Genomic DNA, 4,511 nt, shown 5'->3' with positions numbered 1-4,511 from the left:
TTTAATTAATTACTTTATTATTATTTCCTAAATACTAGGTTATACCTATCTCTAAAATAAAAAGAACTAACTCAAATTAATTTACTCAATTTAAGCTAGTTCTTAAAAACTATGTCAATAAACTTCAGATGGAATAAACTCTATCCTAGTCCAAAAACTCTATTTACTTTTTATTTAGTTATTAAACTACATCTTCTTTAATGTCTTCAAATTGACTATTATATAAGTTTGCATAGAAGCCATTGGCTGCAAGTAACTCATTATGATTTCCTTGTTCTACTATATCTCCATCTTTCATTACAAGGATTAAATCTGCATCTCTTATAGTAGATAATCTATGAGCAATTACAAAACTAGTTCTACCCTTCATCAAATTATCCATTGCCTTTTGTATTAAAACCTCAGTACGAGTATCTACAGAACTAGTGGCTTCATCTAAAATTAGAATCTTAGGATCCGCAAGAATTGCACGAGCTATAGTAAGTAATTGCTTTTGACCTGCAGACACGTTATTAGCTTCTTCATTTAAAATCATATCATATCCATCAGGTAAAGTTTTTACAAAGTGATCCACATTGGCAGCCTTAGCTGCAGCAATAACTTCTTCATCATTGGCATTTAATCTACCATATCTGATATTTTCCTTAATAGAGCCATTAAATAACCAAGTATCTTGAAGTACCATACCAAATATACTACGTAAATCTTGACGGTTGAAATCTTGAATATTATGACCATCTATTAAGATAGCTCCACTATTCACATCGTAAAATCTCATAAGCAATTTAACCATGGTAGTTTTTCCTGCTCCAGTAGGTCCAACTATAGCAACCTTCTGTCCTGGTTTTACATGTGCTGAAAAATCATTTATAATAATCTTATCTTCTTTATACCCAAAGTGAACATTTTCAAAGTTTACTTCACCTTGAATTTCTTCTCCCTCATCTTCTGACAATAACAGATTTTTTATTTTAACAGGGTTTTCTGCAAATTGCACTTCCTCTTCTTCTGCTAAGAATTCAAAAACTCTTTCTGCAGCCGCTGCTGTAGATTGCATTAGATTTGCTATCTGAGCTGACTGAGCTATTGGTTGATTAAAAGATCTTACATATTGAATGAAGGATTGAATATCTCCAACTTCAATAGTTTTCTTAATAGCCAGCCATCCACCTAAAATAGATACTACTACATAGCCTATGTTTCCTACAAAGGTCATAATAGGCATCATCATTCCAGATAAAAATTGAGACTTCCAAGCCGAGTCGTATAATTTATCATTTAACTTATTAAATTCACTAATTGCCTCTTCTTCTCCATTAAAGGCCTTAACTATATTATGCCCTCCATAAACCTCTTCTACTTGCCCATTAACATTTCCTAAATATTTCTGTTGATTTCTAAAGTGTTTTTGAGATTTCTTAACTACTACCGATATTAAAAACATAGATATTGGCAATATAAGGAGAGTTGCCCCTGTCATGATGCCGCTTATTGAAATCATCATTATTAGTACTCCAATTAATGTAGTAATTGAAGTTATAACTTGAGTCATACTTTGGTTTAAGTTTTGACTTACGGTATCTACATCATTTGTTACCCTAGATAAAACTTCACCATGAGTCTTATTATCAAAATATTTAAGAGGCATTCTATTAATTTTTTCAGAAATCTCTTTTCTAAGATTATATGAAACCTTTTGAGTAACTCCTGACATTATAAAACCTTGTACAAAAGAGAATAATGTACTAATTATATATAAAATCAAAAGTATTAATAAAATTCTTCCTATATATTCAAAGTCTATGCCTACTCCTGAACCTGTTATCTTACCTACAAGTCCCTTAAAAATGTTAGTGGTAGCTTTACCTAAAACCTTAGGTCCAATAATAGAAAAAGCAGCACTTCCAACGGCAAATATTATAACAATTATTATGGATGCAGTAAAAGGTTTAAGATAACTAATAAGCTTTTTCATGGTGCCCTTAAAGTTTTTAGCTTTTTCTCCAGCACCTCCCATTGGTCCACGTCCCATAGGTCCTCCACCACCCATAGGTCCTTTTTTCATATTTTGCTCCTTACTCATTAGCTAACTCCTCCTTTGAAAGTTGAGATAGTGCTATTTGTTTATACACATCACAAGTTTTCATTAACTCATTGTGAGTTCCAATACCTGCAATTCTACCTTCCTCTAAAACTATTATCTGCTCTGCATGTAGAATCGTACTTATTCTTTGAGCTACAATTAGAACTGTACTATTTAATGTTTCTTTTTTAAGGGCTTTTCGTAATGCCGCATCAGTCTTAAAATCTAAAGCTGAGAAGCTATCATCAAAAATATATACCTCTGGTTTTTTAGCAATAGCTCTTGCAATAGAAAGTCTTTGTTTTTGGCCCCCTGAAACATTAGTACCCCCTTGAGATATTTCAGTATTATAACTCTCCTTAGTACCTTTAATAAAGTCAGTGGCTTGTGCAATCTCCGCAGCCTTTATCATATCTTCGTCTGTAATACTTTTACCTGAATATTTTAAGTTACTTTCAATGGTACCAGAGAATAACACTCCTTTTTGAGGTACATAACCTATCTTTTCTCTTAAATCATGTTGACTTACTTTTCTAATGTCAATTCCATCTAAAAGTATTTCTCCCTCAGTCACATCATAAAATCTCGGTACAAGATTAATAAGGGTGGATTTACCGCTTCCTGTACTACCAATAAATGCGGTAGTCTCTCCAGGCATAGCAGTAAAAGTTATATTACTTAGAACATTTTCTTCAGCATTTGGATACTTAAAGGAAACATTATTAAATTTAAGAAATCCCTTTTTATCTTCTTCAAGTTTTATTGGAGCTACAGGATCCTTAACTACATATTCAGTGGATAATACTTCATCTATACGCCCAGCTGAAACTGTAGCACGAGGTAACATCACTGAAACCATAGATATCATTAAGAATGCCATTATAATTTGCATTGTATATTGAATAAATGCCATCATATCTCCAACTTGCATGGTTCCTGCATCGATGCTATGTGATCCACTCCATACTATTAAAATAGTAATTCCATTCATAATCAACATCATAGTTGGCATCATTAAAGCCATAGTTCTATTGACAAATAAATTATTCTTAGTTAAATCATTATTCGCTTTATCGAATCTTTTTTCTTCATGTCTTTCTGTACTAAAGGCACGAATTACCATCATACCAGTCAAAATTTCTCTAGTTACAAGGTTAATCCTATCAACTAGTTTCTGAACCCTCTTGAATCTTGGCATAACTACTGTAAATAAAACAATTACTACTGCTGAAATAGCAACTACTGCAACAACAATAATCCAAGCCATTGAAGTTTCTGTATTTAAAACCTTTATTACTCCACCAATTCCTAAGATTGGTGCATAGAATACTACTCTTAGAAGCATTACCATAAGCATTTGAATTTGCTGAATATCGTTGGTACTACGAGTTATAAGTGACGCAGTAGAAAACTTATCTAATTCTGCATTAGAAAAACCTATAACTTTAGAAAATACTTTACTTCTAAGGTTTTTACCAAGGTTTGCTGCCACTCTAGCCCCAATAAATCCAACAGTTACTGTAGCAGCCATACTTAGTAGGGCTATAAGTATCATTAATCCTCCGGTATAAAGAAGATAGTTAGTTTGCATTTTGTCTATATTCAAACCAATATTATTATACTCATTTTTTACATAACTAATAGCTGCTTGGTCTATCATAGTATTAGGTAAGTTCTCAAAATTTTTATCTATATCTTTCATCATAGTATCTCGCTGTTCCTGCGGTAACTGTGACATCACTTCCAATATATCTGCATTTTCATCTATACCCATATTAGGAGGAAACTTAGCTATGATTGCTGCTTTCATGGCCTTACTTTCTTCACTGTCACTTTCAAAGCCTTGCACTACTAACATTGGCCTTGCAAATATTCCATTTAACTTTTCAATGGTTTCTTTATCCTTTTTCTTAGTTGTAAGCTTATATACACCTTCATTTTCTAAAGAAGGATACTTCTTCACATATTTATTGTATTCTTCATCACTAAGAGAATCTTTATCTAATAAAGTATAATTACTCTTAATTTCTATTCTATCCTCTTCACTAATAAATAGTTCTAACTTTTCTAATTGACTCTTTCTAATTACTTCTGGTGTAACTTTTTCTACTCCCCCCTGCTGAATTCCAACATTTACTATATTAGAAGTATAGTCAGGTAAAGAAAGGTCACAGACTGCTTGAACAATTAGTAATCCAATTATGATGATAATTGGCACCACTGAGTTCTTTAAATATTTAATTAACTTGAACATATTCCTCCACTCCCTCTTACAATAATGAATCACTAAGAAATAAACTAAAAACAAAATACTTTATTACCTATGCTATATGAACATAGATAACAATAGTATTTACAATTTACCAGTTTATTTGCAATTTTAAAAAAATTTATTTATAATAATCTTATAAAATACTTATTAATTTAT

The 4,511-nt window shown here is 31.7% G+C and carries 2 protein-coding genes; both read right to left on the bottom strand.

All coding sequences use genetic code 11. The annotated features are described in order from the left end of the window. Positions 1-181: 181 nt before the first annotated feature. Positions 182-2,083: an ABC transporter ATP-binding protein gene (locus IO99_RS17510; protein WP_035135752.1), complete on the bottom strand. Its 1,902-nt coding sequence runs from the start codon at positions 2,081-2,083 to the stop codon at positions 182-184. Further along, entirely contained in the window at positions 2,076-4,337 is a 2,262-nt protein-coding gene (locus tag IO99_RS17505) for an ABC transporter ATP-binding protein (protein ID WP_035135751.1), read from the bottom strand. The genes IO99_RS17510 and IO99_RS17505 overlap by 8 nt, the downstream gene beginning before the upstream one ends. Positions 4,338-4,511: the final 174 nt, after the last annotated feature.

It is taken from the genome of Clostridium sulfidigenes, from assembly GCF_000732635.1.
Taxonomy (GTDB): Bacteria; Bacillota; Clostridia; order Clostridiales; family Clostridiaceae; genus Clostridium_J; species Clostridium_J sulfidigenes.
This window is presented reverse-complemented; position numbering and strand designations above follow the sequence as displayed.

Bases quoted from the DNA above. Each gene is read 5' to 3' on its own strand.
- IO99_RS17510 (WP_035135752.1), bottom strand. From the start codon at position 2,083: ATGAGTAAGGAGCAAAATATGAAAAAAGGACCTATGGGTGGTGGAGGA.
- IO99_RS17505 (WP_035135751.1), bottom strand. From the start codon at position 4,337: ATGTTCAAGTTAATTAAATATTTAAAGAACTCAGTGGTGCCAATTATC.